Raw genomic sequence first — 17581 nt, 5'->3', positions numbered from 1 at the left:
GTATTATATATTATTTGGGGGGTTATATGTTAGGTCAAGAAAAACCACAAGATTTTGAGTTAATGGAGCTGTTAATTCGAGAGAAAGCGGGAGTTAGTCAACCTGGCCCAAGTACTTCAACCCAACAAAAAAGTGATTTTGAATCTTTCAAAGCAAGGTTTCAATCATATATAGACCAAATTCCATCATATTTACATTCAGTAGGCAAAGAAGGATTTTTTCCTCATTTCTTTTTAGGAAGCTTTTCTACTTTGGTAGACACAGAAATTGCAACAAAGCTGGATATTGAGAAAGTGTATTTTAGTTTTGATAGTGCAAAGACTCTAAAAGTAGCTGTTATTAAAAAGGGGGAAATCAAAAGCCCAGAAGATGCTGCTGATAAAGTAAGGCTTTTTGTTATTGCAGAATCTGGTAGCACAAAGAAAAAGTTTAGCTATGGTGAGTTAGATAAGATATTAGGCAATACTAAAGTCGTCAGGAATGAAGTTGTGAGGCTAGCTAGAGATCAAGGTAAGCTAGGTGTGAGATTGGTAGAAATTACTAAAGAAAAAGATGCCAAAGGGAAAATGGCAGGAATATCTGTTAATGTAGAAAGTAATAAATTGGACAATGATGCTTCTCCAACACATGAGTTTAAGGAAATAAAACGCGGATTATGGCAGAATCCAGAAAGTGATATAGCAGAGTTGACTAATTCTGACGTGAAAATAGTAAAAGAGTTTACCGAAAAAATTCTTAAAAAAGTTAGTGGAATCCACTCTGAATATAAGAATTCACTTACCTATGCTCAAGGAACACGAGAAGCAGCGCATCATGGGTTTGTAGCAGGAGCTTTAGTAAATTTCCGCTATAGACATAATCTTAGGGTTTACTTAGAGCAATTTGCAGGAAGAGGTTACGCTGATATAGTTCTAGTGCCTCGTGGTAAGGATAGAGCATTAAATGCTATTCCCGTTATTATAGAGATGAAGGCTGCTACTAAAGCAGAGTTAAAAGAAGGCAAAATAGGAGAAAAGAGTGGAACTACACCAGCTGCTGCTTTAAAACAAGCTGAGGATTATACAAAAGGTTTTCAACCGAATGTAATGAGAGTTTTAACTACTGCAAATGACATGCTATGCGTTGGTGTAAACCTTGATCATCCATCTCCTGTTTCGAATATCGTTGCTAAATCACGTGATCAAGAAATCACTCCTCTTTTTAATGAAATATTGATATCTATTGATGGACGAAATAATTGTAGAGTTAATGAAGAGGGGCTGAAAGAGAAAGTTCAGAATAATATAGAACGTATCTATCACACATTTCCTGGTACAGGAGAGAAGGGAGATAATCATTATTTTAGTAGGTTTTTGTTAGGGCAGTCCCTGTTATTAAATGAAGTTCAAGCTTTAGAAAGCAGTTTTAAAAAGTACGTTTTTATTTATGGAGAAAATATACCCACAGAAGCTCAACCTGAACCTAAATCTCAACGTCTTAAAGATCAGAAAAGTAAAGGACAAGGTGCTGGACAGCCATCTAAGTTAGACCAAAGCCATGGAGTTACGACAATGGTCTTTATTCCAGAAAATGATAAAAAATCAGTTTATGTGATGAATATTGTTGAGACAGATGGAAGAACTGAAGTATTAAAAAAAGGCATTCCTCTTGATCAACTCAAGCAAAAAGTAGGAGATAGAAAAATAGTCGAACTAGACCTCAATTTTAATATTAATGAAAAATCAAATTTTGAAAAATATTTTAGTATGGAGGTTAGTGAGCCTATTTCTTTAGCACAGTATAATAGCAAAAAAACTGATAAATTTGAGGGTAGTTTTGAAAATGTACCTTATCCTAACGAATTAAAGGAGGCTTTCGATGAAGTATTGAAGTCTCAACATATCGATCAATCTGCATCAGAAGTATCTGACCCTGAGAAATTAAAAGAAACACTCAATAAGGCACTAGATAAATATAAAGAATTATTGGGAAAAGTTGGAGAGGGAGTATCTCCTTTTAAGTCTTTAATTGAAAAAGAAGCACATTTTCAGGCAGTATTACATGGGTTGTTTAGTCACTATAGCGACATAAAGCTAGGAGAATCACCAGAGAGTAGAGCACTAATATTAACGGAATTTCAAACTGGTAAAGGAAAACGTGTTGATATGCTGGTTCATGGTGTTAAGTTTGCAGATCGAGGTAGTAATGCTAAAGAATATATACCAATAGGATTAGAGCTTAAGGGACCAAGGGAGGGAAAAGAAACTGATGCATTGAAGAAAGAGGCAAATAAACAAATAACCGATGAATATAAGGAAGGTGTCACTTATAAAACACTTACAGATGGTGATAAAGTGGCTTGTGTAGGTGTGGTTTTTGACAAAAAAGCAGGCAATGCAAATTCTCTTATTCAACTAAGTAATGAAAAAGAATTCACACCTGTTAATGTGGTTCACAGTTCTATTATGCAAATTGGTCAGCAACCACCTAAGAAGAAATTCAACCTAAACAGTTGTGTAAGGCCTGGTGGTAGAAGCAAAAGAAGTGTTAATCCTTGTTTATTTTCAAAGAGTGATGTGGAAAAGTTTAGTAAAGGAAAGGTAGATGAAAATAATGTAGACAAAATTATAATTGATAGTGAACAGTTCCTAACTTATGTTAAAAGTAGTCAAGATGAAGCGAAAAATGCTCAACTAGTAGAGTTTGTTGGAGGTAAAAGCATTGAAGGTGATCGTAAGTACTTACTTGACAAGGTTGTTGGAGATCAAGGGTATGAACGCTATGTTCAGAACGAACGTATCAAGGATTTGCACGATGATATTATACATCAAGATAGTAGTTTAACAAAAAATCCAAAGCTAAAGGGCAGGTTAATGAATGCTGCAGGTGGAATACAATTGATCAGAGGAATCCATGGTGCTATTGTATCTTGCAAGGATGGAACAGCAACGGATTGTGGATTAAATCTAGGTGGAATAGGATGGTCTTTTGCATCTCAACCAATTGAGAATGTAATGGTTAAAATTGCTCCAAAAGTTGTAACGTCATCTGAAAAGGTTGTAGCAAGAATTGTACCTGGTACTTTAGGTAGGCAGACAAAATTTGCTGTTAAATTGGCGGGAGTAAAATTTGGAAGTACAATAGCAAAAGGTGTGGCAGGGGCTGTAGGTGGTGTCTTTGATATTATTGATATAGGCATATCAGCAAATAATCTTGTAGACTGTAAAAATAGAGAAAGTAGTGATAATCCATGTGGAGAGAAAGAAATAAGGGATAATATAGCATCTATATCCTTTTCTGGAGTGTCATTTATTTCTGGTGTTGCTCTTACAGCAGCTGGTATGCCGGTGGTTGGTATTGCAGTTGGATTTGGGCTCATGGTAGGTTATGGAGTTTATAGTGGTATCAGCAATATAGTAGAGTACGAGAAAAAGTATGATACAACCCATGGAGAAAACTGGAGCATATTTTGGAGAACGATTCTATTTCAAGATATGGCATCTGATGTGCAACACCTTGCAGATAGAAAAAACACAGTTGATAGTCTAGCTAAAGAAGTATGGAAGGCTTTAAATAATGCTCCTAATAGTGTTGTTGCTTATGGTGTTGGTCTTGGAAAAGTAAGTGATAATACTCTTCGGCCTGATTATGCAAAGATTTTGATGGATAAAGAAGATACTAATACCAAAGATCTTTCACGTGTTATACCTGATAGTATACCAGGTGCTAGCAGGATTTGTTTGCCAAAGGTTACTGGGCAGGATTATGAAAAAGGTATTACAAGTTCAGTTCAACCGCCTTTATACTACTGTGAGAATGCAATGGTTATTAGTCACGATGGTAGAAATGGCAAAACAATTGTTTATGATTTACAAAATATAGATAAAGGCGAAATTGTTGGAAGCAATAAATGGAACAATAATTTTCTAATTTATCCAGGTACAACAAAAATAACTGGTGGCAATAATGTAGCAAACAGATTTGTTATTGTAAATAACCCTAGCTTTTCAGGCAAAATGATTGGTGGAAGTAACTCTATTAATATACTTGATCTAAGTCAATTAGCAGAAAATAAAGTTACAGGTGTGATTGACTATCGTTTTAAGCCTAATGCCTATGGGAGATTAAAGGTAAGAATAAATAATCGTTTGTTAATTGATGATTATGTTAGTAACAACCTCTTTAATTACCATTATATTGGAAGACAGAACAAGGTAGATGAGGTCTTGTGTATGGGTTATTCTGAGCATTTTACAGGAAGTGATAACCGTGATGTTATAATAGATAGTGGTGGCGGTGTTAGTAGAAATAAGAAAGATGTAGTCAAAAATTGCAGAAAAGTTATCATTTCGCCGTATACTACAGTCGAAGGTGGAAAAAGCAATTATACTTTTTACGTAAAAACTGCAGACTATAAAGGTAGGGGTTTATATTCAGAAATTAATGTAGATGGAACAGGAACTGTAGTTTTTCCAGAGATTGATTTATTAAGTGATTGTGATCAGATAACCTACTCTAAAGAGAGTAATACTTTATCTTTGAAAATAAATTTTGGTCAAAATAATCAATTTACTCTTGATGTAAAAAATTATGTCGAGCAGAGCAGTAATAAACCTCACTTTGTACTGATAGATAAAAATGGTAGTAATATTGTTCCTAAGATTGAGAGATCAGACTCAGCAAATATAAAGATTAATTCATTTGAATTACATTCAGAATATTCTCTAAATAAATTTGACGATGTTGAAACTCATTATAAAAAGATTCTAAAGAATAATAAGGGTTATAAAGTTTTGAGTGTTATTAGAGGAAAAACACAAAGTCAAGATAATAGTGTAGTTCCACATATGGTTTTCGGTTCTTCAGGAGATGATGTAATCAACTTCGACCAAGGTACCATGTTTGCAAGAGGAGGAAAAGGAAGGGACGTATATGTTATTACTGATGATATAAATAATAAAGAAGTTAAGATTGATAATAGTTCAGATGATGAAAAAATAGATACGCTATTTATGCCAGAGGTTGAAAAAGATTTTTCAATCCAGCAATGTGATCTGTATTTAAAATATAATAATAGTAACATTCGAGTAAAAAACTACTTTCAAGATCGTAATTATAGGCATCTTATAATTATGAATAAAAAGGGAGAAGCATTTATCCCTATTATAGAGTCAATGTCATGTTCTTCTTCAGAAAAAGGGAAATTAGTTCCTTTTTTACAAGCTACACAAACTCAGAATATGTTTTTATTGTCTAAAGATTTTGAAGATGATCATGTAGTTATAGATTCCCATCTTAAAGATATTGAGAAATATAAAGATAAAGATGATCTCTTATTAATAAGAGAAGGAGAAGCTCCTTTGATTATTAGAATAGAAGATTTTTATAATGATCAAAGTAAATGGAGAGATATTAATTTTCTTCTGTGGAACAATGGTAATTTTTCCCAATATTTAGGTTTACAGCAAGAAGTCAATGGAATAATAGACTATCAAGACAAACTTAAGGGTGATTATAGAAAGATCATAAAAGAATATAATGTAGATTTTACTCAGTCTATCAGTATTACACATAATCAAGACGATACTTTAACTTCTCTAGGGAACGATGAAGAACGTATAGGAGTAGTGATATTAAAAAATATTGCTCCAGATAGGATTAAGATTTCTAGTAGTGGTGCGGATCTGATATTTCACGATAAGAAGTCCAATCGTACGGTCAACATAAAAGGTTGGAATCACAGTAAGTCTTATAGGATTTCTACATTGGAGTTTGATCTAGGCTTAGAACCAATAACAATCCGTAGGTTAGATAGGTTTAGCTTATCTGAGGTGGGAAAAATACAAGATTTAATTGGTAAAGCTTCAGAAAATTATCAGAATAAGGATAAATATACTCCTAAAGTAGAAACTGACTTTAAATGTTTAATATCAATTGATGGTTTTAAAAGTGAAAATAGAAATCCAACGTATCAATGTTTAGGCTTTTCGTCACTCCAAGATCAAATTGGCTTTACAGAGGATTCCTGCAGCTTAGAACAGTTATCTGAGTTTGGAAATAAGTTAAATGGTACTCAAATCTCAGCATTGTCAAGGACTTTACAAAACAATCTCTTATTAAGTGGTTATGGTCAGGATGTAATAAACCAGTGCTCTAAATTAATGATGACTGAGGCAGGCAATCAGCAAAGTAAAATATCTTCTATGGTCAAAGATGTTGAAGAATCTACTTTCCTTGGCCAATCAGAAAATAAGTTAGATTTAGGTGGATGTTTAAGTGAAAGGAAGAAAAGAAGCTTTGATTTTTGTCCAGCGTTTCTGGAAAATATACACAATGAACTTAATAGAGAAGAAAGTGAAAGGAGAAATATTGTTGTAGAAGAAAGCAGTATACGTGTAATTACTTCAGACCATGAAACACTCGATATAGAAGACTTACCTATTCGAGAAGTAGTAATGAATGACAATATCAACAGAAAAAGGAGTTTAAGGAATACGTTAGATTTGCGTAAGTTGGTACAACAAATAAATAAGGATTTGGGTATTAAACCAATATCAATGGTTATTAAAGATGCAAGTGATTTATTAATTAAGGTGTCTATATCAGCCACTGATTTGCAGCAAGATGTAATGACAATTAGGTTAAAAGATGCACTTATAAATAAGTGGTATAAGAAATTACAAATTATTTTTAATAATACACCGATGGAAATAGATGATAGTCTAGATTTAAAGCCTTCACTTTTAATCTCTGATAAAGAAATCGTTGTGGTAACTCCTCAAGACGTAGAAGAAAAGAACAAGCTGGTTATATCTAAAAAGGCAGGACAATATGCTTTTCTTTATTCTAGATATGACTTGATAGTTACCAACGCTTTTAATGCCAATATGGAGTTATGTATTATATATTTTAAGGATTTTTATAAAGAACCTAAAATGAAAACGTTGTCTATAAGATTCACTGATAAAGAAATACTATTGAGTGATGAAATAGATAAAATATACAACGCAGATAGTATAGATAAATTAAATTATGTTAGTTCTATTACTAATTTGCAAAAAAGCCTTATAACTTCTTTACACCTTGCTGCTCAAAATGGCGATTTAGATCAAGTCAAACTTCTTTTTGATAATGGTGCTAACATTGAAGCTCAAGATGAGTTTGGTAAAACACCAATACTTTGTGCTGTGGAAGCAGGTAAATGGAGTATAGTAGAATTTCTTCTTGATAATGGTGCTAACATCAATAATGAAACAACATATCAGGAAACGCCTTTACATTGTGCTGTGCAAGAAGGTAATTTAGATATAGTTAAATTTCTTTTTGATAGAGGCGCTGATATTGAGTCTCAAAATGCATATGATGAAAAACCTTTGCATCTTGCTATTAAAGCAGGCAGATTGAAAATAGTAAAACTTCTTCTTGATCAAGGAGCCAATATCAATGCTAAAGATAAGGATGGTAAGACACCGCTAGATATCGCCATCGACCGAAAGCATGATAGCATCTTAAAATACTTAAAACAAGCTCAATTAAATGAGCAATTACTGGCTGCAGTAAAAGATAGTGATTTTAATGAAGTTCAAGGCCTTGTAAATCGAGGTGCTAACGTTAATGCTAAAGATAAAGATGGTAAAACCCCTCTACATTATGCTTCACGTTCTGTTCATCATTTAGATATGGTGAAGTATCTTATAAGTAAAGGTGCTGATATTGATGTTAAAGATAACAGTGGTAGAACTCCTGAAGATGAGGAACATTATACTAATTCTGATACAATGAGGCAAGTTTTTATGCAAGCACACTTAGATAAAGAATTGTTACTTACTGTAAAAAATGAAAAAGATCTAAAGACAATTAGTGATCTTATTGCGAAAGATATTGACGACAGAACGCATGGCGGGTTTTATTATACTTGGAGTGGTAATTTAGGTACAGTAGAGTTTCTTGTTAGTAAAGATGTGAGTGTTAATGCGACTGATAAATATGGCTGCACATTACTACACTGGGCTGCATTGAAAGGTCATTTAGATATTGCTAAGTTTTTAGTTGATAAGGAAGCTAATGTGAATGCTAAGGATATACTTGGCAGGACTCCTATTCACTTTGCTGTTATGAATAATCACATGAATATCACAGATTTTCTTCTGAAACAGGGAGTAAGCGTTGATGAAACTGATAAAAATGGTTCGACCCCTTTACACTATGCTGCTGAGTTTAGTGAATTAGATAGTGCTAGATTTCTCATTGAGAAAGGAGCCAATATTAATACTGCAGACAACTCTGGTAAAAAACCTATTCATGTTGCTAGTGAGAACAATAATAAAAATATTATAGAGCTTTTCCTAAGCAAAGGAGTAAGCGTTGATAATGCTGATAAAGATGGTTGGACATCACTACACTATGCTGCACGGAGAGGATGTTTAGGAGCTACTGAGTTTCTCATTGAGAAAGGAGCTGATACTAAAGCGAAAGACAAAAATGGTCAAGTACCTCTGTGCGTAGCTGCTCAATATAATAAGTCGGATATAATTGACTTTCTACTAAATAGAGGTGCTACTATTGAAGCAAGTGACTTTAATGATGGTCCAATACTGAAGTTAGCCTATTGTATAAAGGGAGTTATGGAGAAGATAAATAATAAAGAACAAATATCTCACTTTGAAGAATTAAAAAGCAAATTACCGGAATCAATAAAAAATGCAGTGTTTTCATCAAAAGTATGTATTAAAAATCTTTATCAAAATGAGTATTTATATGCTGCTAGTAGTGATTTTAATTATGATGACAAGAGAAGAAGAGTGTTTACTTGGATTCCAAGGGATAAAAAGGATGGCGAATTAAAATGGAAGATAGAGCCTTATGGTGATAGTTACTCTATAATGAATGTTGGATGTAATGAATATTTATATGCTGTTCTTGATGATTTAAATTATGATAAAGATAGGCGAAGGGTATTTACTTGGGTTCCAGGAGGAAAAGATGAACAAAGTCTGTGGAGAGTTGAACCTTATGGTGATGATATTTATATAATGAATGTGAAATCTAAAGAGTATTTGTATGCTGCTGATTATGCTAAATATGATGATAATAGGCGAAGAGTATTTACTTGGATTCCAGGAGAGTATATTAGACAAGGTACTTGGAAGATTGAAAATTGTGGGTCTATTCACAAGAAACGTGATATACAAGAATTAGATGGTAAAGCAGGTTCTGATTCCCTAGAAGCTATAAGGGTAAGGGCTAGAAACAAGTCAAGTGATTCTCAGCTCTTAGCGTTACCAGGAAGGTTAGATAATCACTTACTAGATGGCTCTAATCGAACTAGAGTTGGGAAGTTTGTAAGTCAAGTAGCTAATACTAAAGATAATGAAGAAAAAGATAGACCTGCACAACGCAAACGCCTTCATCACCATGGAGATCATAGTCGTCATCATAATCACTTATCGCGTAAACCTCTTGCTATAGATTTAGGTGATCGACCTGAGATAGCAACAAGTAGTGGAGCAAGACCATCTTCATGGATAAATAATTTGTTTAGTTGGGTAAAAAGCTCTGTAGGTGGATTATTAAATTCTAAACCTACATTACCTGAGGAAACATCAAGCACTTCAAGTCCAATATCACAAGTAGATGCAAAAATGGATGTAAATGGTTCAATAATGTTATTTGACTTATTGATTAGAAGGGTTACAGGTCAGAAGTATATTTCCACAGTAGTTCAGTCTATATCACCATTAGAAGCACAGGGCTATGCATTAAATATTATAGAGGAATTTGAGAAAGTAGTAGAGCAAGCTGGATTAAAAAGTGGTGTATCAATGCACCGGTTAAATATTGATTATATGGGAATGCAGAAAGAGATTACTAGAAAAGTCATGAGTGGTAAATTTGATGAGGTTTCAGGGATTTTAAGCTCATATGTAGAGAAAGCGTGCCCTGGTAGAGAAGCAGGATGCCCTGGTAAATTAAGCGAGAAAAGGTTTAATGAGTTTATGGCTAAATTTAATAAAGGATTAGATGTAACATTAAATCAATCAATAGAGCAGATATTACACAATGGAGGTGATACATTAGAGGTTAATAATATAGAAGAACAGCAAGGACCTAGGAGTTATTTAAATAATACTTCTATTCAAGGCCATTTGACTAGGAATAAGGTTAAATTAATTTCTTAATCTCATCTAAAGAAAGGCCGGTTATTTCAGCGATAACATCAATAGATACACCGGCCTTGAGTGAGTTTTTTGCAACTTCAATTTTACCTTCAATTTTACCTTTTTGATGTCCGATGAGGATGCCTTCATGAAGTTTTTCTTCAAGACTAGATAAATAATCATCGGTACGTTTCTTAGCTTGGTCATAAGCAAGACGTTCTTCTTTACTCCAATTATATTGGTTCAGCTCATCATAAGCCCTGCCAATAATTAAATCACTTCCTATTATTTTTTTTAGATCATCTTCACTTGTTTCACCGGCGTGTTTAAAAAAATAACACCATTTCTCTACTACATTTTCTAATTGATCTTCTCTTTTTTTAAATTTAGGTAACTCTATAAAAGTAAAACTAAAGTCTTTGAGATCATGTTCAAAAGTTATCTTATCAAAAGTAACATGATCAGACTTATAAGCTAGCTTATTAGGAAATAAGATAAAATCGGCAATGGCAATAAAGATAACGCCTTTAAGATCATGATACTGATCACCTACATCAGCTTGACTTGAATAGGCCTTAGCGGCATAGTATTGGGCACGTTTTTCAAAGCCAGTAGTTTTAGCGACTTGGTCAGGTAAGGAAGCAGTATTACTACTACCCCCTCCCTTAGAAACGCAGCATGCAGGTTTCCCCACACTACGCTTGAGCCCCTTATCTAAGTTCTTCTTTTCTAGAACCGGCTTGTCCTTCATGATTCCTCAGGAAACATCATTCTTAATGGTGACACCAACAGTAGAGAACCTTCTCTTGAGAAAGAGCTTGCTAACATTCTTGTTCGTTTCACTCTCTCATCAAAATACTTTTTCCATTTTAAGTCAAGGGGATTTGCATCCGCTCTGATTTTAACATGTCGTCTGATAGGTATATCAATCAGCTTAAGCAGTCTTAAATACCGTATCTCTTTTGGTTTGTTCTTGCATATGGGTGCAGCAAAGACCCATTGGCGTTGACCCATTACTTTGAAGTAACGATTCTTTATCCAACGTAATCCTTTACGAGGATGTCTTTTCTTTGCCCATTTCCATAAACTATGCCAAATTTCATTGTCGATCTTTCTAAACGCTTTTTTAGCACACACATGGTGATAGTAATTTCCCCATCCTCTCAGTAGAGAGTTGAGTGACTTAATTACTATAGCCTGAGTGTTCGCTATATTTGCTTTTATCAATGTACGTGCTTTATTAAGAAGTCTTTTAATACTTTCTTTCGAAGGTTTAATAATTAACTTCTTATTATATCTACGTACATTACAACCAAGAAAGTCAAACCCTGTTGTGATAGATGTAATCTTTGTCTTCTCTTCTGAAAGAATTAAACCTCGCTCATGAAGAAAAGATGATACTAAAGGCTTAACTTCATTTTCCAGTACTTCATGTGTGAAACCTGAAATAATAAAGTCGTCTGCGTATCTGATTACGTTCACTCCACTTCTGATTTTGTTTCTTCTTCTACTGCCGAGTTTACCAAATCGACTTTCCAATAACTTTTCAAGTCCGTTTAAGGCTAAATTGGCTAGTATTGGAGAAATTATACCACCTTGCGGGGTACCTGCAGTTGTGGGATACAGAGTTTTCGATTCTAGGAAGCCAGCTTTTAACCAACTATGCAGAATTTTCTTCTCCATAGGAATATGCTTCATAAGCCATTCATGATTAATGTTGTCAAAGCATCCTTTGATATCACCTTCAAGTATCCATTGTAGTTGATTACGACTTGCCAGTAACAAATGACAAGCTACTGTAGCATCTGCACAGGATCTTTTAGGCCTAAAGCCATAGGAGTGACGATCACTGATTGTTTCAGCTATCGGTTCCAGAGCAAACAGATATAATGCTTGCATGGCTCTATCTTTTATCGATGGTATTCCAAGAGGTCTTCTTTTGCCATTAGATTTACTGATATAAATCCGTTTTAGCGGAGAAGGTTTATATCCTCTTTGCTTTAACTGCTTTATTCCTTGAAATTTAGCATTGCAAGTTGACCATAATTGACGATCTACACCCGCTGTGTTTTTTCCTTGGTTTTCAGTTACTCTCTTAACAGCCAAAGCTTTTCCGCTAAAAGAGCGTGTGAGAAGATGTTGTAAAGCTTTTACCTTACCCCATCTTCCTTTTTGGACAGCCTTAACAATACGTCTTTGTAGCCTCACAATAACTTTCTGGCATTTCTTCCATGGCAACTGCTTCCATGCTTCAAAGCTTTCGGTAGATGCACTTACAGGTTTACTTGTAATCATCTGCTTTCCTACCTTAAGTGGTTAACAAAGTTTCTTGTCACGAGGGACCAAACGGAAGTCTGCTCGTTTTCACGCGAATTAATGTTACAAATTCTATCCATTTCGTTACAAAATGGCATTCGCTTTCTCCATTCTCCTTTACCTGCACTTCCATCAGCATTCCTTGCGGTTTGCTTGCCATGTAGGCGAAAATACAGGCTTACCCTGTTCCTTCTGTCATACAACAGTGGGTTAGGTGACTTCTCTATACCGGTGGAGTTATTATTTGCGTACATCTAGAAATGAGAAATGTAACTTATCCACATTACCTTTTTGGTTAGAGCTTATCAGCATCTTTAGCTCCTTCATAATTACGATACTTTGAAGTTTCACTTACGTTCACCATACCACTAGCCTAGCTCTCCAACCACATGATGCTTGTAGTTTATGCTCCTCTCACGATTGAGCATCTTCTTTTTCAAGAGGAGGTTCATTGTCCGCATCGCTTGGCACCAACCGGTTGCCCGATTCGCACTGATGCATAGACTCAGATGGCAAAACATCTGGTTTAATAAGTTTTAGAATCCTTTCAGTTTCTTTCTGGAGGAATTCCTCTCCTTTTAAACAATATGACCGAAGACTTTCAGGTCGCACCATTTCTATGATGTATCTTGAACCTTGAGAGTCTTTACAAAGAACATCGACAATACTTTGCTTTTTAGCGGCAATCTCAGGATCCAAAATGGTAGCTAAGAATTCAACATCGTGAATAGCAGCTAAGCCAGTAAAGCCTAAAATATCGTTCAAGAAATGAATGAGAATATCTTTATTCTTCTCGGTGCCAAATATTCTTTTAAAGGCATAATCATTGCGTGCATCAAGAAATTTAGAAAAAGCCATGACGAATTAACCTAAAAAGCATTGATAATTATACACAATTGTGAAGAAATATTCAACTAAAATTCAAACATAGAAAGAAGCATCCCTTTTGTATATCTTTATTTGGTAGTATTAACCTGTATAATATTTATGGCAAATATCTCAATAAGGTACCAAATAGCACAAAAAGTAAGGAGCTGGAGGTTAAAGCGAGGATATACTCAAAAAGATTTAGCGGGAAAAATCGGTGTAACATATCAAATATGTACTACAATATGAAAAAGGAACACGAAAAATTTCGATTGAAAAGTTGTGCGCTATAGCAAAGGCATTATCAATTAATATTGCAGATCTTATTCCTGTATCAAATGAAAAAATCTGCCTTGAAGATGAGGGAGAAGAAATATTAAATCTAGTAAGAAAATATAAAAAGATTAATGATCAGGAGTTACGTAAGATGTTTTGTTTGCTAACCAAATTTGTCCAAGTCAGTGAAAGAAGTAGTAGGAAAGCAGAGAAAGTAAAAATTGCAAAGGATTTGGTTAAAGAAGGAATTTCTATTGATATTGTTTCACAAACAGTTGGTCTCTCTGCTGATGAATGTATTGAAGGAAAAGTTGGTTCTATATACTACAAAATAGGAAAAAAGATAAAAGAATGGAGGCTAGTGAGAGAGTATACTCAAAAGGATTTAGCAGAGAAAATGACTACAACACGTGATGAAATAAGCAACTATGAGCAAGGGCGTGTAGCTATTCCACTGGAAAAATTATATGCAATAGCAGAAACATTATCAATTAGCATTACAGATCTGCTCATAGAGGAAGATGAGATAGTAGAAGATGAGCTACCTGATTTAATAAAAGAATACAAAAAAATTGGGAGTCAAGAATTACGCTATGCGCTAATAAAATCTCTGTTTGAAAGCATACAAATTTGTGAGGAGAAAATTAGAGAAGAAGAAAGAATCAAAATTGCAAAAGATTTAGTAAAAGAAGGAATTTCTGTTGATATTATTTTGCAAGCGGTAGGCATCTCTTTGAACGAAATTCAACAAATTTAAAATAAAAAATCAGTATCTATTAATGTCTTTACTTTTTAATGAAAAAATAAGTAAAAAAGATTTAAAAATTGATTTGACTTCACTCAAAAGCTATGGCTTTATGCCAATGCTGACAAAAAACAGCAGTAAATATATAAAAACATTTTGTTATTAGTGAAGGGTAATTTTTATGAATAATAAGAAAAGTAGTAAGGATCGTAGAGAAGAAATAGAATTCAGAGCATTAGAAAGCAACGGTAAAGCACTACTTGATCGTGAAGTAATAGAAACGTTTCTAAGTGCAGTGCATGACAGGGAAGAAGCTCGAATTATTGCTAGAAAGCTAATAGATAATTTTGGAATAGGAGGAGTTTTAGGCCAGGAAATAGATGACTTGAAAACTATAGAAGGGATAACCGACTCTACAGTAGCAGTAATTTTATGCCTAAAGGAAGCTGCAAAGAGAGTACCAAGAGAAGAGTTAAAGAAAGGACCTGTAATGGATAACTTGGAAACCATCGTAAAATATTTAAGGGTGAGTATTGGTTATTCAGAGGAGGAAAAGATGAAAATAATATATTTTGATCAAAAGTGCCGTTTAAAGGGGGAAGAAGTGTTCACTGGTACAGTGGATAAGGTACCTTTTTACATAAGAGAAGTAACAAGAAAGGCATTAATAAGAAAAGCGACGTCAATAATAATATCGCATAACCACCCAGAAGGAAGGTTAAAGCCATCTGATGAGGATGAAGCTGTAACTAAAGACTTGGCTAAAGCTTGTCAGACTATAGGGATTAGGTTACTGGATCACATTATCATCACAAGTGTTGGGTATTTTAGCTTTAAAGAGCAAGGACTGTTATAAAGCAGATGTTTGAAGATTTTCATGAGTTGTTTAACTACTTGAATGAAGAAAGTATTTGCAAATGCATTAATCCTTGTTTATAATTAATGAGAAAGTATACATTGAATTAATAATAAAGTAATAAAGTCGGTTATAGACTTAGTAAAGTATATTTAATAGCGGAGGCTAATATGGTTAATAAAATAATTGTACCTTTTGATGATCAAGAAGGAGGTACTTACGAGTTAAACATTGATCTTGATAGATTATCAAAAGGTGAGGTGTTAAATGCTATTGTAGGAATTGGTCGTACTAAGGAGCAATCCACCTTTGTAAGCAAAATTAATAAGGCTAAAAAGCCTGAAGAAATAGCACCTTTCCCTGGTAGAGAAGTTCGCGAAAACAAAATCAACTATGGGAAAGGATTTGACTATGTTTATGGCACAAAACCTGTAAGTGATCAAGAAGATAAAAATCCATTTGCTTCAGCTTTGAAAAAAATAAAGCCGAGTGCAGAAACTTTGAGCTGGTTTAAAAGTGAAGTGGTAGAGGCAAAGAATGTAAATGAATTGCACAAAGTTATAGACAAAGTACTAGCTGCTGGAGGAAGGCTAAATGCATGTAATGATGGAGAGTGGAGCTTCGCGGAATATGTGATATTGGGTACACATTTTCATAAATTTGATAAGGCTGATCGTAAAAAGCTAATACGTAAATTAATGCTAAACGGTGCAGAGTTTCATGATACTTTATTGGAGAATAAATTGATAGGTGAAATCTATAATGAGCTACAACCAGAAGTTCAGCCACAGATAGATGAGAGACTAGAAGAACTAGAGAAAGCTGGCGAAAGTGCTGTGCAAGAAGGAGAATTAATAGATGTTGAGATAGATAATACAACATCGTATATAGAATTTTCTGGGGATAGCAAGGTAGAGGTAGCCAAAATACTGAGAGAGTTAGGAAGTAATATTTTAAAAATTGGCAATGATGCAGTTGAGGTTAAAAGTGAGAAGGGAGGTATAAGAAACTATATCGATATGTCAGATGAAAGCTCTATTATATTAGAATTTCCTACAAGCATTGGTAAGCTAAATATTATATTGTACCACGATGTAAAAAAATATGATCAAGTACAAGTCAGAGTAGAAAACAAGGAAATGTGGGCTGAGTTACAAAAAAGAGGCGAAGAAATAGGAAAAAACTGCCTTTTTGGGGGAGTGAAACTTCAAGAAGCAGTAGAGAAAGGTAATTTCACTAGATGTGGCATATGGAGTGAAAAGTATGCTATAAAAGAGATTGGCAATGATGAAGTATTGTCTTCATGGGTAGATAGGGTATGTGGAGGTAGTAAAGAAACCTTTAGGGAACTTTAATTCATTTATTTTAAGGTTCCAGAGTTTACTGGAGCCTTTGAGCTATAGTAGAAAATATTATATATATGGTTTTTTGCGTGGAAAAAAGTCTAGACTGTGAGGTAGGGCAAAAAGTAAAAAATTGGAGGTTAGAGCGAGGTTATACTCAGAAGGGTTTAGCTGAGAAAATTGGTGTAAAGTACTGGGTAATACTGCAATATGAGAAAGGGAACCGTAAAATTCCAATTAAGAAGTTATATGCTATAGCAGAAGCATTATCAGTAAATGTTAAAGGTCTAGTTTGTAGAGAAACACTACCAGATGAAAAAAGATATTTTGAAGATGAAGAAATATTAAATTTAGTAAAGGGTTATAAAGATAAAGAATTAAGCGAGGTATTTTATTTATTAACCAAATTTATTCGTTTGAGTGAGGAAAAAAGCAGAAAAGCGGTAAAAATAGAAGTAGCAAGGGGTTTGATGAAAGTAGGAGTTTCTGCTCATGTTATCTCTCGAACGACCAGTTTATCTATTGATGAATATGATAATGATGAGAAAAAAATTTCTATTCCATACAAAGTAGGGCAAAGGATAAAAGAGTGGAGATTGATACGAGGATATACACAAAAAGATTTAGCGGATAAAGTTGGCATAACAAATCAAGGAATATACGAGTATGAACAAGGGAGAGCTGCTGTCTCACTTGAAATGTTAGATGAAATAGCAAAGGTATTATCAATCAGTATCATAGATCTACTTCCCGAATCAGATGAGGATAGTGAAGCGGAAGAAAAGCTATCAAACTTGATAGAAGAATACAAAAAGATTGAGAGTCGGGAATTACGCGATATGCTAATCAAGTCTTTATTTGAAGGTATACATGTTTGTAGAGAAAAGGTCAGAGAGGAAAAGAAGATTGAAGTTGCAAGGAATTTAGTGAAAGAAGGAATTTCTGTTGATATTATCTTGCAAACGACAGGCTTATCAAATTATATGATTGAGAAATTTTTGTGATTTCATAGAAACTTAGCCAATAGTGGATTTTTTTGTGA

At 34.2% G+C, this 17581-nt stretch carries 6 protein-coding genes and 2 pseudogenes; 5 read left to right on the top strand and 3 right to left on the bottom strand.

Going from position 1 to position 17581, the window contains the following annotated elements; translation table 11 throughout:
* Positions 1-26: 26 nt before the first annotated feature.
* Positions 27-10157: an ankyrin repeat domain-containing protein gene (locus ABWU55_RS02685; protein WP_353286494.1), complete on the top strand. Its 10131-nt coding sequence runs from the start codon at positions 27-29 to the stop codon at positions 10155-10157.
* On the opposite strand, the gene ABWU55_RS02680 is transcribed toward ABWU55_RS02685, so the two are convergent.
* The 3 genes and pseudogenes from ABWU55_RS02680 to ABWU55_RS02670 all read right to left on the bottom strand — a co-directional run.
* Positions 10141-10887, bottom strand: a complete 747-nt coding sequence (locus ABWU55_RS02680) for an Rpn family recombination-promoting nuclease/putative transposase (protein ID WP_353286493.1) — start codon at positions 10885-10887, stop codon at positions 10141-10143. The two genes, ABWU55_RS02685 and ABWU55_RS02680, sit on opposite strands and share 17 nt — an antisense overlap.
* Entirely contained in the window at positions 10884-12431 is a 1548-nt protein-coding gene (gene ltrA / locus ABWU55_RS02675) for a group II intron reverse transcriptase/maturase (protein WP_151807757.1), read from the bottom strand. Before ltrA ends, ABWU55_RS02680 begins: the two co-directional genes overlap by 4 nt.
* A gap of 633 nt (positions 12432-13064) precedes the next feature.
* Positions 13065-13310: pseudogene (locus ABWU55_RS02670) on the bottom strand (PD-(D/E)XK nuclease family transposase); the annotation flags it as partial.
* Positions 13311-13439: 129 nt separating this feature from the next.
* Here ABWU55_RS02670 and ABWU55_RS02665 point away from each other — a divergent pair.
* The 4 genes and pseudogenes from ABWU55_RS02665 to ABWU55_RS02650 all read left to right on the top strand — a co-directional run bounded on the left by ABWU55_RS02665 (position 13440) and on the right by ABWU55_RS02650 (position 17543).
* Positions 13440-14352 (top strand): annotated as a pseudogene (locus tag ABWU55_RS02665) (helix-turn-helix domain-containing protein).
* A 169-nt stretch (positions 14353-14521) separates the two neighbouring features.
* Positions 14522-15196 carry a RadC family protein gene (locus tag ABWU55_RS02660; protein ID WP_353286492.1) on the top strand — a complete coding sequence of 225 codons (675 nt, stop codon included), beginning with the start codon at positions 14522-14524 and terminating at the stop codon, positions 15194-15196.
* A gap of 170 nt (positions 15197-15366) precedes the next feature.
* A complete protein-coding gene (locus tag ABWU55_RS02655; protein ID WP_353286491.1) occupies positions 15367-16551 on the top strand; it encodes a hypothetical protein in 1185 nt (394 codons plus the stop codon).
* 65 nt (positions 16552-16616) lie between these two features.
* The gene (locus ABWU55_RS02650; protein ID WP_353286490.1) at positions 16617-17543 is read left to right on the top strand and encodes a helix-turn-helix domain-containing protein; all 927 of its coding nucleotides are present in this window, start codon (positions 16617-16619) and stop codon (positions 17541-17543) included.
* Positions 17544-17581 lie beyond the last annotated feature (38 nt).

This window comes from Wolbachia endosymbiont (group A) of Crataerina pallida, from assembly GCF_964028475.1.
GTDB lineage: Bacteria > Pseudomonadota > Alphaproteobacteria > Rickettsiales > Anaplasmataceae > Wolbachia > Wolbachia pipientis.
This window is presented reverse-complemented; position numbering and strand designations above follow the sequence as displayed.